Origin of the sequence: Halochromatium salexigens (assembly GCF_016653295.1) — a bacterium.
Lineage (GTDB): Bacteria > Pseudomonadota > Gammaproteobacteria > Chromatiales > Chromatiaceae > Lamprobacter > Lamprobacter salexigens.
The window spans coordinates 31548-58214 of record NZ_NHSF01000014.1; the positions used below are offsets into that span (position 1 = coordinate 31548).

The window sequence follows — 26667 nt, forward strand, 5'->3', positions numbered from 1 at the left end:
GGTTTTTCCCTACGTCATGGATGAGAGTACGATTAATCTTATTGAGGTGGCTGCTTTTCTGCCTGCGTCGCTCCGCTTCCCTCCCTCTTGGATCGGTCACCTGCCGTTTGCTGCGTGGATCATCCAGCAGGTGCGACCAACGCTCTTTGTCGAGCTTGGCACTCATACCGGAAATTCCTATTTTGCTTTCTGTCAATTGGTGCAAGAGCACGGCTTACCGACCCGTTGCTATGCTGTTGATACCTGGCAGGGGGACGCCCATTCTGGCGAATATTCGGATAATGTGTGGCAAACCGTCGATGCCTGGAATAAAAAACATTACGAGGCCTTCTCGCGGCTGTTGCCTATGACCTTTGACGAAGCAGCCCAGTATTTCTCTGATGGTTCCATCGGGCTACTTCACATCGACGGTCTGCATACCTACGAAGCAGTGCGCCATGACTTCGAAACCTGGCTGCCAAAGCTGGCCCAGGGGGCCGTGGTGCTGTTTCACGATACGACCGTGCGTGAGCGCGACTTCGGCGTATGGCGGCTATGGGAAGAACTAGGCGCGGACTATAACAATCGGCTTGAGTTTACGCATTGCAACGGTCTTGGCGTACTTCAACTTCCGGGGTCAGATGCACATCAGAGCCTTGCCTGGCTTGATCCTGAGTATCATGGTCGGCAAGCTTTGAAGACATATTTCGCGACACTCGGAGCACGCCAGCTAGAGCGTTATGAACTGGCATCTCGGGTAAAAAAACTCGATGACACCAATCAGATCGTTGCGCAACGCGACGCACAGATCCAGTTCCTTCAACACACTCTGGCCGAGCGCGACCGCGAACAAGCTGAGACAAGCGCTCGACTGTCCGCTATTGAGGCATCCTGGCTGTGGCGTTTCGGGGTAAGGTTTCGCTCCATCATAAATTGGTTGGAGCGGAGAGTACGATTGCTCGGTCAGTTGCCGAGACTGATTCGCCACCACGGAGGGGTGAGACAATTTTTGCGTCATCTACACAGTCTATGGCGTCGGGAAGGCTTTGCCGGATTCCGAATGCGGCTGCGAGCGCTAACCTTGCCGCAGCCTAAATCGAGTTTAGAGCCGGGGTCTGAAGATTAGCTGCGCTCTGAACCCGGCTTGCGGCTTACTGCTGACCGATGGTGCCTAAACCGTTGCTTCCAAAGCGATTATCGATTGTCCAGACATTAGAACAGTTAGACAGAAAGATGCCAAATCCATTCTGGTTGGGTAGTGCCAAACCGCTCTCATTTTGTCCGATACTGTTGTAGCTAATTGAATTATTCTGCGAGTCATAGCATTGGACGCCGTGGGTGATGTTGCCACCGAGCACATTTCCCTCCACTACTACGTTCGTAGATCCCCCCTCGATGGAGAGGCCAACGTCCTGCATACCAAGGGGCACGGTGGCGGTTTTATCTGCGCCGATAATATTATTTTGGATGTAATTTAAATCTGCATGGCCGCTGTCGCCAGGGGAAGGCGCGTAAAGACCGATAACGACACCACCAAGGCTGTTGCCAGAGATGACATTGCCACCCCAGGAGCCGCCAATCGCATTGTAATAAGCCCCGTTGGATATTAAGATCCCGATCTCGCCGTTTGCCAGCACAGCAGTGCCGTCACGATCGACGCCAATATGATTATCAAAAATGACATTACCGATGTTAGACGGATGCAGTAACTCGATACCAGCCGAGTTGTTTCCAGAGAAAACATTGCCCGGCCCTATCCATGTTTCGCCCGCCCCAGCGCCAAGAAAGAGGCCGTCGGAAGTGTTGCCAAGAGCCTTGGTGCCGGTTGCGTCGGTACCGACATAATTAAATTGCAGCGAATTAGTTTGGTAACGGACGTCGGTGGAGTCTGTTGTGCTGATGTCATCGCCGATGGTGATGGCATTGTCATTGCCGCTGATGACATTACGCAGCAAAACGTTACGGCTGGAGGCAATGCCAATACCGCGGGTACCTGCGCGTTGGTAGGGTGGTGCGTAGTTAAGTTCGTAATAGCCACCTTGGTTATAGGTAGCAAGACCAAGGAAATTATCTCTGACCCAGTTTGCTGCGCTGCCCGCACCGATAGTGACAGCATTTGACGAATAGTTGATGATGCTGAGTCCAGCGACTGTGCTGCTGTCGCCGGACTGAAGGTGGATTGCGGATGCGAGCCCTTGCGCATCAAGAATGATAGCAGGAAAGCCGCGACCATCAGGTAGATCAGTAACAAAGCCGGGTTGCGTTGTGGCATCGATGATGACCTGCTCATTGATATAGAGCGTGCTGTCAAGATATAGAGTCACTGGCGACGTGCTCGTAGCTCCGGGAATATTGAAAGAGATCCAATCGGCTCCTGGGCTATAGTAATTGGCTTGCTGCACTGCCCATGGCAATGATCCAGGTGTTATTGTACTCCCGCTGGTATTGGTTACAGTATACGAAGCGGCCAATACGTCTCCGGGAATGTAGACTAAAAGAAGAAAAATGCAATAGGCGAGGAATCCCTTGCGGAAAAGCTTGTAGTGAATTGTTGCACGGCTTAGAGAGATATTCATGTTCGCCCTGGTTATGTTAACCTTGAGAGTTGCCGGTAGAGTACCATCTTGCGCGAGGCTGAATCACCCCATCGGAAACGGTATGCACCCATGCTAACTCATTATAGCTCGGCTACCTTGGATTTGGAAAAAATTTTTGATGCACATTGGTATCAGGAGAAGAACCCAGACCTCGCGATCGCTCAATGCGATGCTCTAGAGCATTACTTGAAATACGGTGCGGTGCAGAAGCGTAGCCCCCATCCTTTGTTTGACACGGCATGGTATATGGGGCGCTATCCAGAGGTCGTGGGAGGCGATCAAAATCCGTTGCAGCATTACTTGGAGCATGGCGCCCGGAGGGGCTATGACCCGCATCCGCTGTTCGACAGCGACTGGTATCTCGAGCGTTATCCCGAGGTGGTGACATCCGGCGAGAACCCGTTACGCCATTATCTTGAGCGAGGCGCCCTCGGAGGCTTCGATCCACATCCGCTGTTCGCTAGCGATTGGTATTTGTTACAACATCAAGATGTTGCTGCAGCAGGCATTAACCCATTGGTCCACTATGTAGAGTACGGTGCGGCCGAGGGCCGGGATCCCAATCCTTTTTTTGATAGCGACTGGTACTTAAGCTGCAACACAGATGTCGCAGCAAGCGGGGTGAATCCGCTGGTGCATTTCGTGTGCCATGGAGCGATTGAGGGTCGCGCTCCAAACCCGTTATTTGACCTCAGCAACTATCGACGCCATCAACCGAGCGTTGCGCTTGCCGGGATTAACCCTTTGGCGCATTTCCTCCGTTTCGGAATTGAAGGCTCATCCCTGCAGGAGCGGCCATCCAAGGCTCGCGAGACCCACCAGAGTGATGCCGCCTACGGTGGCTGGCTATGGCGCAACCGTTGGGACTCCACCGCGGAAGCCCGTGCGCACGCAGCTGTTGGCCAACTGCTGCAGAAGCCACTGTTCACCCTCATTCTGACCGATACTGATCCCAGCGCCGATGTGATTCGTCGTGTACTGCTCAGGCTTGAAGAGCAAATCTATCCTGACTGGGAACTCTGCGCGTTCGTTTCCAAAGCATGCCTACGTGAACTCAAGGCTTTTCTGAAGACTCGGCCCGAAGCGGCGCAGCGCCTTATCTTACTCGACACGCGGCCAGCGTCACCCTTGTCCAAAAATGGGCTGCGACGTGCAGACGAAGCCGCGCGCGGCACTCACGTGCTGTTGCTAAGCGAGACCTGGCGATTGGCGCCGGCCGCTCTGACGAGTATCGCGCTGGCGCTGGACCGCTATCCAGACACGGACCTGGTCTACAGCGACCACGACCACTACCGCCCGGACGGCCTGCGATACGCCCCAGCCTTCAAACCAGACTGGTCACCGGAGTTGTTACTGTCATACCCATACATCGGAGCTGCCTTTTGTCTGCGCCGTGATCTGTTTGGCAGCGCGTTACAGGCGGTCGTGACCAATGGCGAGGGACTGCCTTCAGACCTGCTACTCTGTGCCGCGGATAAGCCTGTCAAAGTCATCCATGTGGCGCAGGTTCTATTTCATTCTGAGGCACCTCCGCAAATCATGGCTGAGAAGGTTTCGCAGCAAACGTGGCAACGGATAGTGCAGGCTGCGCTCGATCGCCGCAGACTACCCGCCCAGGCCTATCAGCCTGATTGGGCGCAGCGCGAGGATGTGCCGGCCACTGCCCTCAAATTTGCCGACACCGGGCCGCATGTAGCCATCATTATTCCTACCCGTAATTATGTGAGAGTGTTACGCAAACTAATCGTTTCCCTAGCTCAAACCCGCTATCAAAATTACAGCGTTCACGTGGTTGACAATGAGAGCGATGACCCGGAAACCCTTGAATATCTTGCCCAACTGGAACACCAAGTCATCCGTATTGCCTCCCCGCAAGGGTGCTTTAATTTTTCTTACATCAACAATCAAGCGGTCAGTCAAGTCGAAGCCGATAATATTCTGTTCCTTAACAACGACACCGAGATCATCGCCCCAGACTGGCTCAGCGCAATGGTAGGCTACTTGAGTATTCCCGGTGTCGGCGCTGTTGGCGCGAAACTATTATTCCCGGATTACCGCGTGCAGCATGCTGGTGTGCTCCTGGGCACCTATAACGGCCTGCCCGGTCATGCTTTTGGTCATCTGCCGGCTGGCGAGCACGGCTATCTGCGTTATGCCGAGGTGGCGCGTGACTATTCTGCGGTAACGGCGGCCTGTATGCTCACGCCCCGCCAGCTCTTTCTCGACAGCGGCGGTTTCGATGAGCACCGTTTCGCCGTGGCTTTCAACGATGTCGATTACTGTTTGCGCTTGGGAGAAGCAGGATACCGTATCGTCTACTGTCCGACCGCGAGTCTGATCCATCATGGCGGTCTGAGTCGTGGTGCCGGAGACGATCCAGCAGAAGAAGCCGCGATCCTACAGCGCGCCCCACGGCGCGACCCCTACTACAATCCCAATCTCAGTGACGACGGGCTGTTCACCCCACGAGCCGATGGCCCTGCCTGGGAATTTGCCGCGCTGGGCTCGTCTCCAGCGCGGACAAACGCGGTGCGGCAGCTTCCGCAATGAATGGAGAAAAACTCATGAATCCAGCGAGGACCGAACCGATGCCCGCCCCCATGCCAGAGTCCTCGGAGGTGCAACCCGAGCCAGCAATCGCTGAGTTAACGCACGAACTCGAGCTGCGCGAGAATGAGATCACTGCGCTGCGGAGCATGCTGGAGCAGTGCCAATCGCAGCTTGCATTAGTGCAGTCCTCGACTATCTGGCGTTTGACGGCGCCGCTGCGGTTCACGGTCGGCGCGTTGCGTGGTGACCTAGCCTATCGTCAGCAGCTGAGCCGTTTTTGGCACCGGATCTCACCGCAGCGTCTGCTGCGCGTCTCGCGTGCGCTGCTATCCGGCGATCGGCGTTATTGGAATCAGCTGCGTCTGCTGCTCAGAATCATGCTGAGCCGATCCCGCTTGCGTCTGCCGGGGCAAGGTAGCGTTGGCGCGGCGGCGAAGCCCGGGAGTCATGCGACAGCGAGCCGGCTAGGCTCGCGCATTATTTACGTCAGCGGCGAACCCGACACCCCTGGCCACAGATATCGTGTTGAGCGCTATGCGGTCGCGGCGCGCACCGCCGCGGCGCAAGCCTTAGTGCTTGGCGTCGAGGAGGCAGCCAATCGGCTTGGTGAGATCAACAAGGCCCAAGTGCTTGTCATCTGGCGCGCCATCTGGTCGGACTCGCTGGCTCAGGTCATGACGGCCGCGCGCACCGCCGGAGTCCGAATCATCTTCGATGTCGACGACCTGATGATCGATCCCGAGATCGCAACCCTCGAGATCATTGACGGCATCCGTACCCAGGAGCTGGAAGCAACCGCCGTGCGGGAGCACTACCGGCGCATGCGCGAGGTCGCGATGGCGGCGGACCTGTGCACCTGCCCAACCGAGCGGCTTGCTGCCGCGCTGCGCAAACTCGACAAGCCAGCACTGGTGTTGCGCAACGGCTTCGATGCAGACACCTATGATGCCTCGCGAACCGCTGTCATCGAACGCCACCAACAGCAGGGTGCCAACGAGCTGATTCGGCTCGGCTATGCAGCCGGCACGCGCACCCACCAGCGCGATTTTCGCGCTGCCGCCAGCGCTATCGCGCGCATTCTGCGCGCGTACCCGCAAACGCGCCTTGTGCTGTTTCACGGCGGAGGAGGTCCCCACGGGCGAAATGCAACGGTTGATTTGAGCGAATTCGAGGACTTCGCTGACCTTCAGGCACAGATCGAATGGCGCAAGATCGTCGCGCTTGAAGACTTGCCTAAGGAGTTGGCCCGCTTCGACATCAATCTGGCTCCGCTCGAGATTGACAACCCATTCTGCGAGGCCAAGAGCGAGCTCAAATTCTTTGAAGCGGCGTTGGTCGATGTGCCCACCGTCGCCTCCTCGACCGGCCCCTACCGTGCGGCCATCGAGCATGGCTGCACCGGCTTCTTAGCGGAGTCGAGCGAGGATTGGTTCGACGCCCTCAAGCAATTAGTCACGGACAGCGAGCATCGCACTCTGATCGCCCGCAACGCGTTGCATTCCGTGCTCTGGCGTTACGGGCCAGAAGCGCGGACCCAAGCAATGCTAGCCCTGCTCGATTGGGGCCTGCGCACGGGCGTGACGCCCACCGCACCGCGCCGCAATGCGCTCGGCCGGCCTCTGCTCGAGCAGGTAGCGTTGCCCGACATCCCCGAGCACGACATCCTGTTCCTTGAAGAGCGCTTGCCGCTCGCTGAGGTCGCGGTCGTCATGCCCGTCTACAACTATGCCCACTATCTGCCAGAGGCGCTCGAGTCGGTCAAGGCACAGACCCTGCAGCGCATCGAGCTGGTATTGGTCGATGATTGCTCCACCGACGACTCACTCGCGGTCGCGAGGCAATGGCTAGAGCACAATGCAAGCCGCTTTCAGCGTGTGGCCCTGCTAAAAAACCGTAAGAATGCATTTCTCGGCTCGGCGCGCAATGCCGCCATTGCCTTTGCGCAAGCACGCTTCGTCATGCCGCTCGACCCGGACAACACGCTGCTGCCGGACTGTCTGGACACCTGCCTAAAGGCATTGCGCGACAGTCCAGCCGCCCTGGCCTACCCGCTGATCCAGCAGATGGGGGACGGTTCGCACATCATGGGCTCCGAGCCCTGGTCGGCGGAACGGCTGCGCCATGGCAATTACATCGACGCGATGTTACTGCTGCGCAAATCGGCCTGGGCCGCAGCGGGTGGCTACGAGAATCTTTACGGCTGGGAGGATTACGATCTCTGGTGCAAATTCGTCGAGCGCGGTTTCTGGGGCATCCAAGTTCCCGAAGTCCTGGCCCAGTATCGCGTGCACCAGGCCTCGATGCTCAAGACCCTCACGCATCGGCAGGAAATCGAGCGCAAGCTCTACCGCGAGATCCTCCAGCGCCATCCCTGGCTGGACCGCACATCGATTCGCCTGGCATGCCCGTCACTGTCGGACGCTGACACCGCCCTTATCGACACCGAAACCCCGGATGCGATGCCCGCCTTGGCCGTCGCTACAGCGCCGGAAACACCCCACGCGGACGTTGTCCAAACCGCCCTCGTCTCGGCCGATGACCGCGCCGCCCGGCTCGCGATCCTCGTCGACCTGCTCCAATGCCCATTGAGCGGTGAGCGCCTGCGTCTCAGCGAGAGCGGGGAGCAACTGATCTCCGAAACCGGACGCTATACGTGGCCGGTGCGCGATGGGCGCCCGATCCTATTCCCGGCCTTAGACGAGATCGTTGCACATCCAGCCTCCCATTTGAGCAATCCACTCTGTGAACGCGCCACGCGGCTGATTGCCGACACAAGCGGTTTAGTGCTCAATCTTAGCGCCGGAGGCTCGTCCAGCCCTGGTCCCAATGTCATCGAGGCCGAGGCGGCGCTGTTCCGCAACACCGACCTCGTTGCGGATTCGCATCATCTGCCATTCCAGGAGGGTTGTTTCGACCTGGTGATCGCGATGAACGCTTTCGAGCATTACGCCAACCCTGAGCAGGCCGCGCGCGAGATTCATCGCGTCCTGCGGCCCGGCGGTCGCGTGTTCATCCATACCGCCTTCCTGCAACCGCTGCACGAGCCCCCTTACCATTTTTACAATTGCACCAAATACGGCCTGGAGCGATGGTTTGCGGACTTCGATCGGTTGGATCTGCGGGTCTCGGACAATTTCACCGCCGGCTATTCCATCGCTTGGCTGCTGTCCGAGGCGGAAACGCTGCTGCGCGCCGAGGTCTCCACGCAAGCGGCCAAGACCTTTACCGAGGCCACAGTGCGCAGACTCATGGACTATTGGCGCGACCCCGCCAGCCGCGACGACCCAGTGTGGCAGGCCCTAGCGGCGCTGCCACAACCAGCTCAAGAACGCATCGCCGCCGGGTTTGAGTACCTCGGCTGCAAAGGCAAGGCCGATCCCATCACCCCACTCACAACAAACTGATTCGATTTATGAGCGGACAACGCATTCTCGTCACCGGCGGTGCCGGTTTTCTCGGCTCGCATCTCTGCGAACGCCTGCTCGCTGGCGGCAACGAAGTGATCTGCGTCGATAATTGCTTCACCGGCTCGCGGCGCACGATCCATCACCTGCTCGACGATCATCGCTTCGAGTTCATCCGTCACGACATCACATTTCCGCTCTATGTTGAGGTTGACGAGATCTACAACCTTGCCTGCCCCGCTTCGCCCCGGTACTACCAGCAAGATCCGGTGCAGACCACCAAAACGTCAGTCCATGGCGCCATCAACATGCTCGGGCTCGCCAAACGCCTCAATGCGCGCGTGTTTCAGGCCTCGACCTCAGAAGTCTATGGTGACCCGCACGTGCATCCGCAACCTGAATCCTATTGGGGCAACGTCAATTGCCTTGGTCCACGCTCATGCTACGACGAAGGCAAGCGCTGCGCTGAAACCCTATTTTTCGACTATCATCGCCAGCATGCCCTGACCATCAAGGTGGCACGCATCTTCAATACCTATGGGCCAAGAATGGACATGGACGACGGGCGCGTGGTATCGAACTTCATCATCCAGGCCCTGACCAACCAGCCCATTACCATCTACGGCGACGGCAACCAGACGCGCTCGTTTTGCTATGTCGACGATCTGATCGAGGCCTTCGTCCGCCTCATGGGCACCCCCGCTGACTTCACCGGACCGGTCAATCTTGGAAACCCGGTGGAATTCACCATCGCTGAACTCGCCCACGAGATCATCGACCAAACCGGCTCCAGCGCCACGCTCAACTATCTCCCACTGCCGGCGGACGACCCGAAGCAGCGCAAGCCGGATATCGCCCTCGCCCGATCAACGCTCGACTGGAGCCCTCGGATCGCGTTGAAGGAGGGGTTAAAGCAAACCATTGCCTACTTTGAGCAATGCTTACAAGCCGAGTAGCTCGCACCGCTTGAGCAAGAAACGCCAAGCGCCCGTGGTCGCTCAGCCTGAGGCGCGGCTCTTGTTGCTGACGCGCCACGGCGCACTGGGCTCGAGCAGTCGTTTACGGCTGATGGCGTATCGCCCCTGGCTGGAGCAGGCTGGGTTTCAAGTTGAGCTCAGCACCTTTTTTCATGATGACGACCTGCGCGCGCGTTATGCCAATGGACGCGCCGGCGCTGGTGTGATCCTACGCGCCTACCGGCGCCGGCAACGTGCGCTGATGGGACTCAACCGCTATCAGTTCATCTGGGTGGAAAAAGAACTGTTTCCATTCCTGCCGGGGAGCGTGGAACGCTGGCTTGCCTGGGCCGGCGTGCCCTATGCGGTGGATTACGATGACGCGACCTTCCACCGCTACGACGCGCATGGCTCCGCCCTGGTGCGCGGACTGCTGGGCCGGCGGCTGGTGCCGCTGCTGCGTGGCGCCCGTCTGGTGACAGCGGGTAATGCCTATCTGGCCGACTATGCTCGGCGCGCCGGCGCGCCGAGCGTGAGCCTGGTGCCGACGGTGCTGGATGTGAATCAATACGTGCTGGCCGATGAGCCCGACGACGCCGTGCTACGGGTCGGCTGGATTGGCTCGCCGTCGACAGCGCCTTATCTGCGCCTGGTGCGCGAGCCACTGCGGCGCCTGGCTCGCGAACGGCCGGTACGGCTGGTGGTGATTGGCGCCGAGGCGATCCCAACGATGGATGTCCCGGTGGAGCACCACCCCTGGTCGGCAAGCACCGAGTCAGCGCTGCTAGGAACCGTGCATCTGGGGATCATGCCGTTGCCCGATGGGCCTTGGGAACGAGGCAAGTGCGGCTATAAGCTGATCCAGTATCTGGCCTGCGGTAAGCCGGTGATTGCCTCGCCCGTGGGCGTCAATCAGGAGATGGTCACGCCAGCGGTGGGGCTGCTGGCGACCAACGCGGATCAATGGCTCACGGCGCTGCGCCGCTTGGGCGCCGATGCGCCCTTGCGGCGCCGGCTAGGGCGATCCGGGCGGGCGTTGGTCGAGGCGCATTATTCGCTGCCGGCCTGGGGGCCGGCAGTTGCGACGCGCATAGCTGAAACGGCCGGACTGTCGACGCGAGAGCCGGCCCGGATGCCAACCTGGATGCGCCGCTGATGGCGACATTGGCCAACCAGCGACCGCCACGGTTGCTGTTTCTGATCACCGTGGACTGGTTCTTCACCTCGCATTTTTTGGCGCGCGCGCTCGCCGCCCGGCGCGCTGGTTATGAGGTATTGGTGATGACGCATCTGGAGGGCGAGCGTGCGCGCCTGCACGCGGCGGGGCTGGTGCCCATTCACTGGCAGGTGCGACGCCGCGGCCTAAACCCGCTTACCGAGCTGCGCTCACTCTGGCAGCTAGTGCGTGTCTATCGCCGACAGCGCCCGGACTTGGTACATCAAATCGCCCTCAAGCCCATTGTCTACGGCACACTGGCGGCTCGCTTCGCCGGTGTACGTCACCTGGTCAATGCACCGGTTGGCATGGGCTTTGTGTTTACCTCAACCTCGCCGTTAGCGCGGACCCTGCGGCCCTTGCTGGGTCTTGCGCTGCGGCTGCTGCTCAACCCTGCGGGCAGTCGCGTGGTATTCGAGAACGCCGATGACCGGGCACTGGCGCTGGCCGCCGGCATGGTACGCGAACCGGCGGCGGTGTTGATCCGCGGCGCGGGCGTGGATGTACACCACATCCGCCCCGTTGCCGAGCCGCCAGGCATCCCGCGCGTGGTGCTGGTCGCGCGCATGCTCTGGGACAAAGGGGTTGGCGAATTCGTCGCCGCCGCGCGCATCTTGCAAGAACGCGGCGTGCGCGCACGGTGCCTACTCATCGGCGGCTTGGACCCGGACAATCGCGCCTGCATCGAACCAACGCGCCTGAAGGCCTGGCAGGCCGAGGGCATCATCGATTGGTTAGGTCATCGTGAGGATGTGGCCGAGCTCATCGCCGGCAGTCACATCGTTGCTCTGCCCTCGTACCGCGAAGGATTACCGAAGGCATTGCTGGAGGGGCTGGCGGCGGGGCGGTCGATCGTGACGACCGATGTGCCGGGTTGCCGCGAAGCGGTGATCGCCGGCGAAACTGGATTGCTGGTGCCCGCTCGCGACCCAAAGGCACTGGCGGACGCCTTGGCGTGCTTGCTCGAGAACCCACAGCTGCGCCAGCGCTTCGGCGCCGCCGGTCGGCGCTTGGCGGAGCAGGCTTTCGCCACCGAACAAGTCGAGCAAACCACGCTCGCGCTGTATGACGCGCTGCTTGGAGCTCGGGCACCGGGGGGAGCCCAAGGCGGCAGCTACACGCAAGGCAGCTCATGAGGCATCACATGGGCTCAGTGACCGGAGCTTGCCTGAAGCCTTGGGGCCTGCGTTCAAAAATCACGACGCTGTCATAGACTGCAATCGCATCAGTGGAGCGTGTAAACGCTGAAACCGGCAACTCGCCTCTGGTGTGCACCGCGTTAATTTCATCAAGCTTTTCCTTGACAACTTCCATAAAGCTCCCTTTTTTTCTAAGGCCGCCGCCATAGTCTTGCCAATAACATGTGTGTGTATCCTCGACCATGTACACCCCATGCGCGCTCATCCGATGGTACATCAGCTCAAAGGAGCGAATCATGTGCGCCATCTGATGGCTACCATCATCAAGGATGATGTCGATATTTGGGTATTTTGCAAAGATACTGTCGATGAGCGCTGGGTCATCTTGGCTGCCAATAAAGATGTCTATTCCTGCCTCTTCATGGGCTTTGCAGTCAGGATTGATGTCGACGCCGATAATATGACTGCCTGGCCCGAAAAATTCCTTCCACATCGCGAGCGAGCCACCACCTTCCACCCCAATTTCTAGCATAACGGGTTGCGTATCCCGAAAGCGCGTAAAATGCCGCTCGTAAATATCAAAATAATGAATCCATTTGTGCAGACGCTTGTGACCATTGTTCAGAAAATATCTGTGGAGTGAGCTTTTACTCATCTTGGTCAACCTCGTTTGCTCGTCCCTCGTTTGTTACCATTGCCCTCATTTCCTCAATATTTTCAATGTTCTTATGGTTGACTAACCACTCAAGCGTTCTTTTGCGCATCGTCATCTATCGCGGTACCAATTCGATATGTTCCATCGGGATCCCGATCAATCCAAAACCACTGCTACAATGCGATTTCACGATCAATGCATCGTGCAGCCAGTGATGCTGAACATGGTCATCGTTGGTGCCTTCGGCCAAGGCCACGGTTACAGCGTAATCCCCCATCGGCAGAAAGGGCATCTGAAAGGTGAATGCCGCCATAAATGCTTCGCCGGCAGCAATCGATAGCGGTGGGCGCTGCGAAAACCGCGCCGTATTGTCACCAAACAATGCCTGTCCCAATCGATCCAGGAGATAAAAGCCAACGATTGGGCTGAATAGCGCCTTCTGCGCTCGGCAGTCGATCTCCAGTATCACCCGCTCGCCGCCCACTACCCACGCCAAAGGCTGACCTGCCTCATCCAGTAGCCGCACCTCGGTGACTTGACCGCCTCCCTGACCAAACTGCGCGGCATCGGGATTAAAACTGAACACCTCGATATCGTTGCGGTACACTGTGGCGTTGATGAAATCCAGCCGCATATCGCGCGGCGGTTGTAAACGCGCTTGCGCCTTGGCGACCCGCCCGCCCGCCTGATCATCGTCCGCGCGATCAGGATCCGTGCTGCGCGCCTCGCGCTCACTGGATTCGAGTGTCGTTTCGCCCTGCCGTGCTTCGAACAACTCGGCAAGATACAGCTGTGCCGCCTCCTTTGGCGCACCCTGAAAGCGCGTGCGCCCCCGATCCAGCCAGATCGCCCGCTGGCAGAGATTGATCACCGCCCCCGTATCATGGCTCACGAACAGTACCGTACCGGTCTCCATGAATCGGCGCAGAAACCGCATACACTTCTGCGTAAAGAAGGCATCGCCGACCGCCAAGGCCTCGTCGATCACCAAGATATCGGCATCCACATGCGCGATCACCGCAAACGCCAGACGCACCATCATGCCGCTGGAGTACATCTTCACCGGCTGCTCGATGAACGTGCCGATGTCGGCAAACGCGGCAATGGCCTCGAAGCGCTGGTCCACCTCCGCCTTGCTCAGGCCCAGCACGGCCGCGTTCAGATACACATTCTCGCGCCCGGTGAACTCTGGGTTGAAGCCAGAGCCCAGCTCCAACAAGGCGGCGACACGGCCATTGACCTCGATACGCCCGCCGCTCGGCTGCAACGTGCCACAAATGATTTGCAGCAGCGTCGACTTACCACTGCCGTTACGGCCGATGATGCCCACGGTCTCGCCACGGGCGACCTCGAACGACACCTCCTGCAGCGCCCAGAACTCACGAAAATAGCGCTTCTGCTGCCACCCCAGACCCTGCTGCAAGCGCGGCAGCACAAACTGTTTCAGCCGGTCCCCCGGGCGGGCATAGATCGGGTAACACTTGCTCAGCGCCTCGACCCGGATCGCATTCTCAGAGCACATCCGCAAACCCCTTGCGCGTCTTCTGGAACCAGGCATACCCAGCATACCCAATCCCGCAGGCCACCAGCGAATACAGCGCCAAGCCCAGCCAGTTGGGCATCTGCCCCAGCAGCAACACCTGACGCGATTGCTCGATGATAAACGTCAGCGGATTGAGCAACATCCACGGCCGCAGCGCCTCCGGCAGCGCGCTCATGGGATAGAATATCGGCGCCAAAAACAGTAACATCATGGTGACGATGCCGGTGACTTGACCGACATCGCGCAGGAACACCCCCAGCGAGGCCAGCAGCCAAGCCAGCCCCAAGGTCAGGCACACCAGTGGCAACAGCACCAGCGGCAACAACACCAGCGTCCAGTGTACAAAGCCGTTCAGCAAGACAAACGCCAGCAGCAGCACGCCCAGACTCATCAGCGCCTGGAACAACGCCGCCCCCATGCTGACCACCGGCAAGATCTCCAGGGGAAACACCACCTTCTTGACGTAGTTCACATGCCCCACGATCAAGGCGGGCGCGCGGTTGATGACCTCCGAGAACAGCGCATGGATGATCAGCCCCACGAACAACACCACGGCGAATTGCGTCTTGTTCTCCTCGCCATCGATCCCCCAGCGCGCCCGGAACACCACCGAGAAGACGAAGGTGTAGACCATCAACATCAGAATCGGCGTCAAGAGCGACCACAGGAGCCCCAGTATCGACCCACGGTAGCGCCCGCTGACCTCGCGCCGCGTCATCTGGCCGATCAGCTGGCGATAGCGCCACAGGGTGGCGACGAGCGCGCGGGCCTGAGAATACTGCGTGAGAAACGGGCGCATGGATGGAAAGCTTTGACCAAGGAAAACATCACATGATACCAGACAACACAGGTCGAAAATGAACCACATGTTGGGTTTTAGCACTAGCAGCCACCGCCGCAGTGCGCTCCAGAGGCGCCTGTGCACGCCCTCATTCAGGAGTCGATAATTCCTAGCGGCAACGGAACATGCGCGCAGGGCTTGAGACGCGGCTTGCAACCGCGCCGCGATCGGTTACAATCATAGACGGCTTGACGAACATGTCTCTTTGTAACAACATCCGCTAGGCTTGGGGCGTCGAGCACGCACGGACACCTCCTAACCCCTACTAGTTCACAGGCTCGCCGAGACCCCGTATGATAGCGCCCAAAGCTCCTTGGAGCAGAAACCCCCTTGGAAGCCAACGAGGCCAACCCTTGTCACGCGCCGCCTTCCCTTTCACGCTCTAACTCTCGACACGGAGACCGAAGATCATGCTGCAAGCATTCGACCAATCCTACTACCTGCAGAACAACCCGGACGTGCTCGCCGCCGTGAGCAGCGGCCTCATGCCGAGCGCCGAATATCACTATATCCATCATGGCGAAGGCGAAGGCCGGATGCCGAGCCCGTTCTTTGACCCCAGCTTTTATTTGTCGCAAAACAGCGACGTGCTGGCCGCTGTCGACGCTGGCATCTTTAGCACAGGCCTGCAGCATTACTCGATGTACGGCGCGGACGAGGGTCGCAGCAACGGTGCGATCGATTTTGACGAGACCTTCTATCTCGCGGAGAACCCGGATGTAGCCGGTGCCGTTGCGGCCGGTCAGTTCGACAGCGGCTACGATCACTTCGTCGCCTACGGCGCCGCCGAGGGGCGCGCTCCAGCCGCTGGCGTGAGCGCGGACACCGACACGCTCACCATCAACCCCGACGTCGCCACCGCCAACGTCTTCGAGGCCCCCCGCGAGTTCAACCCGGGCGGCACCGATCAGATGAACACGCTGCAGGACGACGACGTCCTCACTGGTGTCGGCAACAACCCAACGCTGAACTTCACCTTTGTGGACGACAGCGAAATCGGCAACCCACCGATCACCCCGACCCTGAACGGCATCGAGACCGTCAATGTGTCTGTTCAGGGTTCTGCAAACAAAACTTTGGACTTGCAAGACACCACGGGCGTTGATGCCATCAACGTCTCGCGCATGAATGACTCTAACCAGATGAACACGCGCAACATCGCCGAGTCCGTCTCGACGATGTCTGTTAACAATAGCCAAGCGCCGAATGCCCCCGTGGCCTTCACCTTCCTCGGTGCCGCCCTCGCCGGCAGCAGCGACGAGACCGCCCTGACGCTCAATAACGCCAATCTTGGGTCACTTCGGGTTGAGGAAAGCGTAGCCACGCCAAGCGAAGGCTACGAGACCATCAACCTCACCAGCACCGGGTCGACGAATGCCGCCGGCTTCCTCCAGGCCGAGGATCTGCAGACACTGAACATCACCGGGGATCAGGCGCTGACCCTGGGCGGTAGCCGGCCCACCTTCAACGCTGCCACGGGCGCCGTCGAAGCTAGCCAGTTCCAAGCAGGACTGGCGAATGTGGCCGGCTCGCTCGACACCATCGATGCCACCGGCCTCGGCGCCAACCTGACGCTCCACCTTGGCCCAGAGATGAATGCCTTCCGCGACGGCACCTCGGGCGTGCCGATGGACGTCATCGTAACCAGTGGAATCGGCGACGACAGCTTCGTGCTCACCCAGGGCGCGTCGATCGATGCCGGCGATATCGTCGATGGCGGTGATGGCGCCAATACCATGACCGTGCTCGGCGGGGCGGCGCAGACGATCACCGCTCCGGCGACGGGCCCTAACTTGCTCGGCATTCCGACGCTGGAAGTGCGCACGGGTCATGATTCGGCTTTTCCTGCTGTCGTCGAGGCTGCGGACACAGTAACGGTTGACGTCAATGCGTTCGATATGCTTGAGAGCATCTTTGTGCGCAACGAAGGGCAGCAACCTGTCGATATTGGTACCGCCGCAACTCCTGTTTTACAGTGGCGATCCGCCGCCGAAGGCATGACCGTCAACCTCAACAATCTGAGCGAGACTGGCGACGCCGACGGCCTGACCCAGACCATTGCGCTGGCGCACGGCACCACCGGCAACAGCACCATCGCCAACAACATCATCAACACCACCCAAGCTGTGGATGCCGATGACAACGCGCTCCAGGTGACGCTGGTCGATGGGGTGAACACCGACCCCGTCTTCAACGCCCAGTTGAATCTGGTCGATGTCGAGCGACCGACGATTGTCGACAACGATACCGAGTCGAACACCGTCTTCCTCGACGGCAACGGCAGCTTCACCCAAGACGGTAGTACCCTGACCGTGGCCCCGGGCGATGCCTCCGATGCCGGCAACTACATGAACTTCGATAGTTTCAGTGCTGCCGGGTTCGATGCCACCTTAGCTCTTGCTACGGTCTTTGATCCAAACGCCCCTGCCGGCACGACCGTCAATCCTCTTAACGCAGGTTATGCCCTTGCAGCCGACGGCAGCACCGGCAGCAACACAAGCGCAGTAGACAACTTAGCCGCAATCCCTGGCGTTCCCAGCGGGGTCAGTACAAGCCGGCGTGATAACGCGGTCGATAGTGTCTTTTACGGCTCCCTGGGTACCGTCGATGACACCACACTAGGAACGGTCACGGATTATGCCGATCGCTTGGTGTTCGAAAACATCGAGGCTGGCAACTACGACGGCGATATCATCGCACGCTTGGGCGACATCACCCGTGATGACGGCGTTACCTCGATGTCGATCACCACGGGCTCCGGCAATGACACACTGATCTTCGATGCGGTCGGCTCGGCCAGCGCCGGCTTCACCTCGGGCGATACCATTAACGCCGGCGCGGGCCGCGACACCCTCGTCCTCGATGGCAATACCGCCACCGTCTCCGGCACCCCGCGTATCGACCATCAATCCTCGGAGTGGGATAACCTCAGTGGCGTCGACGTCCTGCGCTTTGGCGACAACAACGGCGCCAACAACAACAAAGTAGGGAATGCAAACTGGGTCGCCATCAACGGCGGTGGCTACGCCGCACGCATCGACAACGAGTTCGTTGGCCAGACCGACAACGGCAATCGCTTGGTGGTCATCAACAACGACGGTGACCTCCGGAACAATGGTGAGTCCGATCTGGTGCTCGACATGCGCGGGCTTAGCCAGGATAAGGCGGTGACCTTTATTGGTGCGAATGGTGTAGCTATTGATGCGAATGGTGTAGCCCTTCCCGGTGTCTCCTCCAACCGCTTGGTCGTCGACGATACCAGTGCCAACCAAGGCATGGTACTCAATGGCGGTGACACGGATATCCGCGACCCCGATGATGCCGCAACCGCTGGATACGTCGCCGGCAACAACAACGTGCTGGAGATACGCAACACGGCCAACGTCTCGATCGCAGACCTTTCCCAGGTCCGCAACTTCGGTCGGCTTGACTTCACCAATGATACGTCCACGGATCAGACGTTGAACATCTCGCTGGATGACGGCGTGGTCAACCGGCTTGTCGATGCGAGCCAAGCCGCCTCGAGCACAACCCCCGAGACGCTCATCCTGAATGCCCGCGACAACCTCAATCCCAGCATCAATAACGCCACAACCAGCAACATCACCGCCGTTGCCGACCTTGAAGTGGACGCCGGCGCCTTGACCGACCAGTCCAACATGAACATCCTTGGTGGACGCGGGGTCAACAACATCACCACCGGCGATGGCGACGACTCTGTGACCCTGCTTGGGCAGTTCGACGCTGCGGACTATGCGTTGGCCGCGCCCGTCAACGGCATCGCCCTCAGCGACCTCGACAATAACGTCGCGCTTGCTGGCCCTGGCAACTGGTCGGCTCAAGGCGACATTGATCTAGGCAACGGTACTGACACCCTCGAGACCTACGGTGCCATCAACCTTGCCGGGGTGACTCTCAACAACATCGAGTTTATTGTGTTCAATTCCTCCGTAAGTCTCACCGATGAACAGCTCAACGCCGTGCTGAATGCAGGCGGTGTCACCTTTACTGATCTCAGAGCCACGCACACGCTTGAGATCGTCGACACAGGCTTCACTGGCACCCTTGATTTCTCCAATATAACGCTGAAAGGCAGCGGAACGCTGGACATCGAGACGGATGGTATTGCGTGGGATGGCACGGTTGCAAAAGAAGACGCGGACAGCAGGGTAGAGGTCGACGGTGAGCCCCAAGGATTCGTGGTGAACGACGCCGAGTTCGAAGTGGCCGAGGATGCGCCTAATGGCAGGCCAGTTGGGACGATGACCGTCGCCGACGACGTTGAAATCGACAGCTTCGAGATCACCGCGGGCAATATCGACGTTGATGAGGACGGAAATGACGCCTTCCGTATCAACGACAACGGCGACATCGAGGTCCACGATACCAAGGATCTGACCGCAGCTTTGGATGATCCCGAGTATGATCCGTTCAACCTCACCATCAGGGCCACGGACGAAGAGGGCAATACAGGTGCGGGTACTGCCACGGTCGATGTCATCGCTGGCGGTGAGGAGAACCTCATCATGCTCAGCGACGTCCAACCCGAGGTGACAGCCGTTGAAGGTGAGCAAGAAGTGTTCGTGCTGAATTTCGACTCCAGCACAGGTGCCTCACTCTCCAGCGACGCGGTAGTGACCATCGAGGGCTTCACCGTAGGCGAGGATATGCTGCGCTTCGACGATGCCGCCGAGCCGCCACTGTCCGCCGCCGACTTCCTCGACGTTGAGGCGGGAGGTGCTCTTGTGGTTCCAAATGGTTTTGCAACCCCACCCACCACCGTCATCAGCTTCCAGGATGATGATCCGGCCGATGAGCTAGACCCTGCTCAGATCACGCTGAGCGGTATCAACGATGCATCGCTCGGGGGTGAGACGCCGTTCTACGAAGTCGTCTGACTCCAATCGCTCGTCTCAGCCATGCGCTGAAAACCACGCCGGTCCTTAGCGGCCGGCGTGGCCCCTTGGCTAAACTTCGATTCCAGCAGCGTGTGCCGCACTCTCAAGCGAAGCCATGGTCACTATCAATAGTCATGTGCTGATCGTTCTATAGTGATAGGATCGCTCGTATGCTCACGCGCCCGTCCAAGCACCTCGACTTCTAACCTCCGTGGAGACTTCAAATGGCTAACCTTGACTCCGGTAACCTCAGCGTCAACATTACTGGCGACGATCCCGAGTTTAACGATTTTGGCGGCACTGACACTTATTCAATTGTCTCGGACCTGAGCGGTGACGTCACCGTCAGCGACAACCAAGCTAGCGTCATCAACCTACTGGATGGCCTAGAGATCACCTCCGCCAATTTCCTCTCCAATGGTGTGCAGTTCACAGTGAACGACCAGGTCGTCACCTTCTTGGGCGCTCCCGAGCAGTTCAGCTTCGTCTTTGGAGGAACGCCATTCGACTCCACAGCCGGTACCCCGCTGACCTTCGAAGAGACCGCCCAGGCTTTCGGAACCACCGTTCCTGCGGCTGGCGAACCGTTGAATAGCGCGACTATCACCGGCACTGTCAATCCTGATGGCTCGATTGGCGAGGGACCGGCACCGACGCCGATCGATGAACCTGGAGTCCTCACTTGGGACGAAAATGGCATCCTTGGCAACGAGGAAGGCCAGCTTTCTGAACAACAAGATTCCACCTGGGGCTATTTTGGCGACGCTGACCAGGTGCGTACCGACAACGACAGCGAGGCCAGCGTCACCTTTACCTTGAGCATCGATGACACCGAGCCGGCACCGGTCGAAGAGAATGCGGTCAACATCCAGATCACCAACTTCACGGCTGGAGATGTGCTCGATGTCTCAAGTTTCGCGGGTGACCTTGCGGCCGGCGACACCCCCGTGGTAACAGGCGTGGACCTTGATGACGGTGTTCTGGGTATCAGCATGGTCGCGGCCGATCCTATTGCGGCGCCCACGGATATCGCGCCCGCTTGGAACATCGAATTCCCCGAGATCGAGCAAACGCTCGTCGATGGGCTGAGCGCTATGGGTGATGGCGATCTGACCGCTGGCCTCAACGCTGCGCTCGAAACGGAAGATTTCTGGCTGGTGCTCTGATCGCATATCCGTGTCGGCCGGGGCCGATCAACCGTCAACCGTCTGACCAGCTAACCGCTTTATATCTAGCACAGGCCAAGAAGACCCTCTGTCGCTCTTGGTCTCTTGCACACTTTTTCAGGAGATGACTATGTCGACCGCAGCCTTAAAGAAGCAAGCCTACGCTGAAGCATTCGTACAGACGTTGGCGGGTGATCTTGAGCTGAGCCCACAGCTCGAGGCGATTTTTGTCCGCATCCTGTCGCGTCAGTTGGACTATGACGCAGACGCCGACGAGATTATTCGTCCTAATGAGGGTGTCTTCAACAACCTGGCCAAGGCCTTTACCTTTCAGGCGACGCCGGTGGCCGAACGCCCGGACGGTGGTCCGAGCGACTACGATGACCTCCTCGTTCAGGCCGACGCCGACGCCCAGGAGGAGCAACAAGAGATCGAGCCGGAGCCAGAGCCAGGCGAGATCGTCTTCAATGCCGAGTGGACCAATTCCGAGCCGGCCATGGAAGCCGTTGCGTCCAAACTCAGCATCGAGGCTGAACCGTTCCAACTCTTCGATCTCAAGACCCTGGAGCTGAAGGTGGGTGATACCACCGTTGTCGTCGACGAGATCGATGCGGAAGGCGAAGACGATGCGGAAGTGATCGAAAAGCTGGAGGCGGCACTCAACGATTCTGATGGTTTCCAGGAGAATAACCTGGAGGCTAGCTATTCCCTTGCAAATGAGACGCTGACCATCACCAATGAGGACGGTAAGGCGTTTTCCACGGAAGATGTGAAACTCTTGAATGCCGGTGAGCAGGCCACTGCTTCAACGGCCAAGATCGAGATTCTTCAGGGAACATTGCTCAACGCTCGCGCTCTGGCGTTCACCATCGATGGCCAGGATGTCGCTGTTGAGATCGAGGATGACGATGCAGGGACAGTTGCTGGGGTTCTTGCTAGCTTTACAAGCGAGATCCAAGCCAAGACCATCGACGATGACACGCCTTTCAGCGATATGGAGGTGACATACGACACTGGGCACTTAGTCATCACCGATGACAAAGGTCGTGCGTTTGTTGAGGGGAGTGTCACGCTCGAAGACGGAGGTCAACCCGCTGAGCCCTCAACGATGTATGTGACCGGTGTCAGCAGCGCGGATGCCACTAGCGCGGCTCGCTTAACGCTTGATATCGCTGGCTACGATGGGGTCCAAGTCAAGGTCGATGGCGCGACCAGTCTGGCGAGTCTTGCAGATCAGTTAAATGATGGGTTTGATGCCTGGGAGGCAGATGATGGGACAACGCCGCTTGCTAATCTTTTAGTCACTGCTGAGGCAAGCCAGAGTCGCCTGAAGATCGTCGATGATCTCGGTCGTCCCGGTGATGATGGACGGGTCTTTCTGGAGTCGGCAGCGGAGAACGTCGAGCCGAGCCAGGCCATCTTCACAGACATCACCGATGGGTTTGCCAGGCTGCAAGCCGGTCGTTTCAGTGCTGAGTTAGGGACTGAGATCGAGATTGATCGCGCACTCATCGATATTACCACTGGGGGTCGAACGGAGCTGGCGACCGAGATTGAGACCGTTCTGAATGCCGCTGATGATGATGAAGGCAACATCACGGTGACGGCATCGGCTGATAACCGGATCGTTATCGAGGATGCGCTCGGGCGTGAGTTCTCCAATGTTTCGATCCTGGACATCGGTGAACCGAAGACTGACACCGAATGGTATGTCAATGGGATCACCGATGCGGATGTCGCCGATATCGATCTCTTCAAGATCGCTGTGGCGGGGCTCAATGGTGGAGAGCCGTTCGAAATCGAGATCGATCATGCTGCATTAACCTCCAATGATGGAACTGGCCTGGCCGCTTTCATCGACGAGAAACTTGGTGACGAGGAGGTTGAGCATCTCAGCGTCACCTATGAGGCAAGTGATGACCGGCTCGTCATCACGGACACCCTCGGTCGCGCATTGAGCGATATCGAAGCATTGAACACCGAGGGGGCCTTGCCTTCGACCGCGACCATTAGCAATCTGAGCGATGCGATTGCGAGACTCGATGTGGGGCGCTTCTCGGCGATGATCGGTGGCGTCGAGGTGTCGCTGGCTGATGTCGATGTGGACGATACCACCGGGGATACAACGGCATTGGCCAGTAAGATCGAGACCGTGCTGCAAAAGGCCCTGGACAATGACATCACTGTTAGTGACAAGGAGGGCAGCGGCAATAACACAGAGATCGTCATTAGCGATGCCAAAGGTCGCGCGATTCTTGTCGACGAACTGAGCCTCGCCACAGCAGGAGCAGCCTCCACGACTGCGGAGACGGTCGCGCTGAATGGCGTTCAGCCGTTTACTGAGGCTGCTGGAACCGTCCAGTTTTTCGAGGCGGATGTCGAGTATGTCAACGATAAGCATCAGTTAGTCACCAAGCAAGTCAGAGTGAACCTGACTGGAGAGGCTGACATGGATGCTGTTGAGACCAAGCTGAATGAGGCGTTTGGAACGGCATTTAGCGATGGTCTCGGTGCTAGCAGTGGAACGGATGTCGTCGATGCCTCTTATGACGGGAGCGACATCCTCACCATCACCAACAAGACGGGCTATAGCCTCTCGGATGTTTTCCTGGGGGCTGGTGACAATCTTGATGCGGTCGCTACCGCGGACGCGAGTGGGGCTGAGGTCGAAACCGCGACCTTGACCTTCGAAGCGTTGACCGATGGTCAATCAGTGACGGTAGCGGGGCTGACGCTGACGGCAAGTGGTGCCATCACCGCAGCCAATGTTGCTGCCGGTTTTGCAGGCCTTGCCGCCGGTGTCGAAGAAGGCAACTCGGTCACCAATGGCGCTTGGAGCGGGACGCTTGCGGACTGGACCACGACCGGCAACACGGCTACTGGCGCTGAACTCGCGTTTGCAAGAACACCGGCCAGCTTGTCAGATCCCGACAATATTCCGGTAAGCGAATCAGGTACTCCCGAAACCGCGACCTTGACCTTCGAAGCGTTGACCGATGGTCAATCAGTGACGGTTGCAGGGCTGACGCTGACGGCAAGTGGAGCCATCACCGCAGCCAATGTTGCTGCCGGTTTTGCAGGCCTTGCCGCCGGTGCCGAAGAAGGCAACTCGGTCACCGATGGCACTTGGACCGGGACGCTTGCGGACTGGACCACGACCGGCAACACAGCTAGTAGCGCTGAACTCGCGTTTGTCAGCACAACAGCTAACGAAAATGTTGACAATATCCCGGTAAGCGAATCAGGTACTCCCGAAACCGCAACCTTGACCTTCAAGGAGTTGACCGATGGTCAAACGGTTGAGGTGGCGGGTCTGACGCTGACGGCAAGTGGAACCATCAGCGCAGCCGATGTTGCTGCCGGTTTTGCAGGCCTTGCCGCCGGTGCCGAAGAAGGCAACTCGGTCACCAATGGCGCTTGGAGCGGGACGCTTGCGGACTGGACCACGACCGGCAACACAGCTAGTGGCGCTGACCTTGCGTTTGTCAGCACACAGGTCGGAGATGTCTCTGATCTTGAACCAAACGCTGGCACGCTCGAAACCGCAACCTTGACCTTCAAGGAGTTGACCGATGGTCAAACGGTTGAGGTGGCGGGTCTGACGCTGACGGCAAGTGGAACCATCAGCGCAGCCGATGTTGCTGCCGGTTTTGCAGGCCTTGCCGCCGGTGCCGAAGAAGGCAACTCGGTCACCAATGGCGCTTGGAGCGGGACGCTTGCGGACTGGACCACGACCGGCAACACAGCTAGTGGCGCTGACCTTGCGTTTGTCAGCACACAGGTCGGAGATGTCTCTAATCTTACCCCAGGCGGTACTGGAACACCTCCTACTGTGGTCACGGTTGGTGGCACGGATGTTGTCGCAGCGACTCCTACTGTGGTCACGGTTGGTGGCACGGATGTTATCGCAGCGACTCCTACTGTGAACACGGTTGATGGCGTCGCAGCTCCCACAGCTGTGACTGTAGTGACTGCAGAGTTCGTTGCCCCCCCAACACCCGCTGAGGTTGAACCCACTGCTAGTCAGGATGCAGGCAGCTACACCCTTGTTGTCGAGGATGACGGTAGTGGTGGCATTAAGCTCGTCTATGAAGCTGAAGATGGTGATAAGGAATTTACTCAATCTGGTAGCCAATTTACCTCTAATGAGGTGCTTGAGAGCGGCCAACCACTTGTGCTGGATAACCTGGAAAACATTAACGGTTCACAAGTCACTCCAAAGCCAGGCGACACCTTCACCGTCATCGTAGCCACTTCGGGCGCTGTGGAGGTAGCCGTCGAGGCTGCGGAGGCGCCCGAGGCGGGAACGCCCTACAACGAAAGCCAAACCCCTGTGTCAGGCACACCCGAGGGTGAGGGCGGCGATCGCATCGGTGCCTACGACACCGAACCAGGCTTTGAGGAAGACGCGCCGAATCGTCCTGAGATCACGGTCGGCACGGCTGTGCGGGAGCAGGAAGGCGTGATTGCCGGCACCGGCGCCGAGCCACTGCGCGATGCCGAGCCTCAGGAGGGCGACCCCGGCGAGCGTGAACAGCTCAATGACGGGGCTGACTTCGAGCTTGGTGCTCAGGAAGGCCACGATAAGCAAGCGCTTGGTGAACCAGCGCAGGTCTCTAATGGCAACCCCGAAGGCGACGATGCCCAGGAGATTGTCCCGCCAGAGGCCATCACGATCAGCCAGGAGGGCAGTGAGGCGACCGATGGTTCACCTTGGAGCGCGAGCATCGAGCTGACCATCGGTTCGGAAGCGCTGGAGGAGGGTGAAAACTATGAGTTCACCCTGACCTTCACGGAAGACCTGGAGGAGCCCGAGGAAGGGGCCGAGCCCGATGTTGCGAGCTTCTCTGTCCAGCGCGAGGCCGACTTCACGGCCACGGAGGTGCTGAGCGCGTTCGCCGACGAGATCGCCGACGATCCGCGGTTCACTGCTGCGCTCATCGAGGAGGGGCAACTGGACATCATTGCGGTCGAGGAGACGATCGACTACACGGCCGTGGCCGATTACGAGCTGATCGGCGTGCCGGAGGAGACCGGGCTGGATCTGGTCGTCTAAGGGCTCGCGCCCGGACCCGGCCCTGGGGGCGGCGCGCTGCCCCTGGTCGCCGGGTCGGTGCTCCTGTTGCAAACCCCGTCACCGCAAGGTGGCGGGGTTTTTTCGTGTCCGGCGCCGGTGGGACGCGGGCTCGCCGGGGGGCCGCCCTGACCCCAGGGTGGGTTCAGGCTGGCCTCAGGGGGGGGTCATCCTGACCCCGGGGGTGGGGTCAAGCTGAGCCCAAAACGGGCGGATGCTGAACGAAATGGATATAAAACGCCCCCACTGAACGCGCGCCGGACCACGCGGGCGCCGCAAGGTCGGCTGACTCGGCGCCGTCGGGCCGAGCCTGCGCGCGCGGACGCGGCCAGGGGGGAGAGGGGGATAAAAAAAGTCGCACCGGGGGCTCGACAGCGTCGCGCCGAGGCGGCTAAGATGGGTGCCACTGTCGCGGGGGTGGTGCAAACACCCGCCGCGTCAAGCCCCGACTGACGCAGAGTCGAGCGCACCAGTGGCCAGCGGTATTCTAGCAAAAAGCCCCTCCTCTCGGGATGGCGTCTGCACACCGCGTCCAGCTGTGATCTCACCCGTTCAGTCGGTGGTCTCCACCCCTGTTCGATTTGGAGATTACCGATGGTCCAATCCGCCACCGTTCCTCAGTTCGCCACTTCGCCCGTGGATATCCTGC

The 26667-nt window shown here is 59.1% G+C and carries 13 protein-coding genes; 9 read left to right on the forward strand and 4 right to left on the reverse strand.

Annotated elements, in window-relative coordinates; translation table 11 throughout:
- The first annotated feature begins 16 nt into the window (after positions 1-16).
- Positions 17-1105: a class I SAM-dependent methyltransferase gene (locus CCR82_RS02330; RefSeq protein ID WP_201243746.1), complete on the forward strand. Its 1089-nt coding sequence runs from the start codon at positions 17-19 to the stop codon at positions 1103-1105.
- Positions 1106-1130: 25 nt separating this feature from the next.
- Here CCR82_RS02330 and CCR82_RS02335 read toward each other — a convergent pair whose 3' ends face one another.
- Positions 1131-2555: a NosD domain-containing protein gene (locus CCR82_RS02335; RefSeq protein ID WP_201243747.1), complete on the reverse strand. Its 1425-nt coding sequence runs from the start codon at positions 2553-2555 to the stop codon at positions 1131-1133.
- Between the two features lie 123 nt (positions 2556-2678).
- Between CCR82_RS02335 and CCR82_RS02340 the strand changes: the two genes are divergently transcribed.
- Genes CCR82_RS02340 through CCR82_RS02360 form a run of 5 tightly spaced genes read left to right on the forward strand, consistent with a single transcriptional unit; the run spans position 2679 to position 11838 of the window.
- Positions 2679-5126 carry a glycosyltransferase family 2 protein gene (locus CCR82_RS02340; protein ID WP_207190895.1) on the forward strand — a complete coding sequence of 816 codons (2448 nt, stop codon included), beginning with the start codon at positions 2679-2681 and terminating at the stop codon, positions 5124-5126.
- Positions 5127-5164: 38 nt separating this feature from the next.
- Positions 5165-8530, forward strand: coding sequence for a glycosyltransferase (locus tag CCR82_RS02345; protein ID WP_201243749.1), 3366 nt, complete (start codon positions 5165-5167; stop codon positions 8528-8530).
- 8 nt (positions 8531-8538) lie between these two features.
- On the forward strand, positions 8539-9486 hold the full coding sequence (locus tag CCR82_RS02350) for a UDP-glucuronic acid decarboxylase family protein (protein ID WP_201243750.1): 948 nt from the start codon (positions 8539-8541) through the stop codon (positions 9484-9486).
- Between the two features lie 10 nt (positions 9487-9496).
- Positions 9497-10642 (forward strand): glycosyltransferase, encoded by a 1146-nt coding sequence (locus CCR82_RS02355; protein ID WP_201243751.1) that lies wholly within the window; start codon positions 9497-9499, stop codon positions 10640-10642.
- On the forward strand, positions 10642-11838 hold the full coding sequence (locus CCR82_RS02360) for a glycosyltransferase family 4 protein (RefSeq protein WP_201243752.1): 1197 nt from the start codon (positions 10642-10644) through the stop codon (positions 11836-11838). Before CCR82_RS02355 ends, CCR82_RS02360 begins: the two co-directional genes overlap by 1 nt.
- 4 nt (positions 11839-11842) lie before the next feature.
- Here CCR82_RS02360 and CCR82_RS02365 read toward each other — a convergent pair whose 3' ends face one another.
- The 3 genes from CCR82_RS02365 to CCR82_RS02375 all read right to left on the reverse strand — a co-directional run bounded on the left by CCR82_RS02365 (position 11843) and on the right by CCR82_RS02375 (position 14838).
- A complete protein-coding gene (locus tag CCR82_RS02365) occupies positions 11843-12496 on the reverse strand; it encodes a class I SAM-dependent methyltransferase (protein WP_201243753.1) in 654 nt (217 codons plus the stop codon).
- Between the two features lie 115 nt (positions 12497-12611).
- Entirely contained in the window at positions 12612-14018 is a 1407-nt protein-coding gene (locus CCR82_RS02370; RefSeq protein ID WP_201243765.1) for an ABC transporter ATP-binding protein, read from the reverse strand.
- Positions 14008-14838 carry an ABC transporter permease gene (locus tag CCR82_RS02375; protein ID WP_201243754.1) on the reverse strand — a complete coding sequence of 277 codons (831 nt, stop codon included), beginning with the start codon at positions 14836-14838 and terminating at the stop codon, positions 14008-14010. The genes CCR82_RS02370 and CCR82_RS02375 overlap by 11 nt, the downstream gene beginning before the upstream one ends.
- A 452-nt stretch (positions 14839-15290) precedes the next feature.
- Between CCR82_RS02375 and CCR82_RS02380 the strand changes: the two genes are divergently transcribed.
- The 3 genes from CCR82_RS02380 (at position 15291) to CCR82_RS02390 (ending at position 26000) form a co-directional block, all read left to right on the forward strand.
- A complete protein-coding gene (locus tag CCR82_RS02380; protein WP_201243755.1) occupies positions 15291-19778 on the forward strand; it encodes a beta strand repeat-containing protein in 4488 nt (1495 codons plus the stop codon).
- A 224-nt stretch (positions 19779-20002) separates the two neighbouring features.
- Positions 20003-20944 (forward strand): hypothetical protein, encoded by a 942-nt coding sequence (locus tag CCR82_RS02385; protein WP_201243756.1) that lies wholly within the window; start codon positions 20003-20005, stop codon positions 20942-20944.
- Positions 20945-21074: 130 nt separating this feature from the next.
- Positions 21075-26000, forward strand: a complete 4926-nt coding sequence (locus CCR82_RS02390; RefSeq protein ID WP_201243757.1) for an ICP22 family protein — start codon at positions 21075-21077, stop codon at positions 25998-26000.
- The last annotated feature ends 667 nt before the right edge of the window (positions 26001-26667 follow it).

What these genes read in the sequence shown, in the direction of transcription:
- CCR82_RS02365 (WP_201243753.1), bottom strand. Translation starts at nt 12,496, where the DNA reads ATGAGTAAAAGCTCACTCCACAGATATTTTCTGAACAATGGTCACAAG.
- CCR82_RS02345 (WP_201243749.1), top strand. Translation starts at nt 5,165, where the DNA reads ATGCCCGCCCCCATGCCAGAGTCCTCGGAGGTGCAACCCGAGCCAGCA.
- CCR82_RS02335 (WP_201243747.1), bottom strand. Translation starts at nt 2,555, where the DNA reads ATGAATATCTCTCTAAGCCGTGCAACAATTCACTACAAGCTTTTCCGC.
- CCR82_RS02385 (WP_201243756.1), top strand. Translation starts at nt 20,003, where the DNA reads ATGGCTAACCTTGACTCCGGTAACCTCAGCGTCAACATTACTGGCGAC.
- CCR82_RS02390 (WP_201243757.1), top strand. Translation starts at nt 21,075, where the DNA reads ATGTCGACCGCAGCCTTAAAGAAGCAAGCCTACGCTGAAGCATTCGTA.
- CCR82_RS02380 (WP_201243755.1), top strand. Translation starts at nt 15,291, where the DNA reads ATGCTGCAAGCATTCGACCAATCCTACTACCTGCAGAACAACCCGGAC.
- CCR82_RS02330 (WP_201243746.1), top strand. Translation starts at nt 17, where the DNA reads ATGGATGAGAGTACGATTAATCTTATTGAGGTGGCTGCTTTTCTGCCT.
- CCR82_RS02375 (WP_201243754.1), bottom strand. Translation starts at nt 14,838, where the DNA reads ATGCGCCCGTTTCTCACGCAGTATTCTCAGGCCCGCGCGCTCGTCGCC.
- CCR82_RS02370 (WP_201243765.1), bottom strand. Translation starts at nt 14,018, where the DNA reads ATGTGCTCTGAGAATGCGATCCGGGTCGAGGCGCTGAGCAAGTGTTAC.
- CCR82_RS02350 (WP_201243750.1), top strand. Translation starts at nt 8,539, where the DNA reads ATGAGCGGACAACGCATTCTCGTCACCGGCGGTGCCGGTTTTCTCGGC.
- CCR82_RS02360 (WP_201243752.1), top strand. Translation starts at nt 10,642, where the DNA reads ATGGCGACATTGGCCAACCAGCGACCGCCACGGTTGCTGTTTCTGATC.